Origin of the sequence: Paenibacillus sp. KS1 (genome assembly GCF_001680695.1) — a bacterium.
GTDB lineage: Bacteria > Bacillota > Bacilli > Paenibacillales > Paenibacillaceae > Paenibacillus_B > Paenibacillus_B suaedae.
Genome location: NZ_MAIS01000267.1, coordinates 1 through 893 on the forward strand (window position 1 = coordinate 1; position 893 = coordinate 893).

At 53.6% G+C, this 893-nt stretch carries 1 rRNA gene; it reads left to right on the forward strand.

The features are described from left to right. Nucleotides 1-893 (forward strand): 16S ribosomal RNA (locus tag BBG47_RS28225); the annotation flags it as partial.

An 893-nucleotide genomic window follows, 5' to 3' on the forward strand; every position in this document is an offset into this window, starting at 1 on the left:
TTGATGGAGTGCTTGCACTCCTGATAGTTAGCGGCGGACGGGTGAGTAACACGTAGGTAACCTGCCCATAAGACTGGGATAACCCACGGAAACGTGAGCTAATACCAGATAGGCATTTTCCTCGCATGAGGGAGATGAGAAAGGCGGAGCAATCTGCCACTTATGGATGGACCTGCGGCGCATTAGCTAGTTGGTAAGGTAACGGCTTACCAAGGCGACGATGCGTAGCCGACCTGAGAGGGTGATCGGCCACACTGGGACTGAGACACGGCCCAGACTCCTACGGGAGGCAGCAGTAGGGAATCTTCCGCAATGGACGAAAGTCTGACGGAGCAACGCCGCGTGAGTGATGAAGGTTTTCGGATCGTAAAGCTCTGTTGCCAGGGAAGAACGCCTAGGAGAGTAACTGCTCTTAGGGTGACGGTACCTGAGAAGAAAGCCCCGGCTAACTACGTGCCAGCAGCCGCGGTAATACGTAGGGGGCGAGCGTTGTCCGGAATTATTGGGCGTAAAGCGCGCGCAGGCGGCAATGTAAGTTGGGTGTTTAAACCTAGGGCTCAACCTTGGGTCGCATCCAAAACTGCATAGCTTGAGTACAGAAGAGGAAAGTGGAATTCCACGTGTAGCTGTGAAATGCGTAGAAATGTGGAGGAACACCAGTGGCCAAGGCGACTTTCTGGGCTGTAACTGACGCTGAGGCGCGAAAGCGTGGGGAGCAAACAGGATTAGATACCCTGGAAGTCCACGCCGTAAACTATGAATGCTAGGTGTTAGGGGTTTCGATACCCTTGGTGCCGAAGTTAACACATTAAGCGTTCCGCCTGGGGAGTACGGTCGCAAGAATGAAACTCAAAGGAATTGACGGGGACCCGGACAAGCAGTTGAGTATGTGG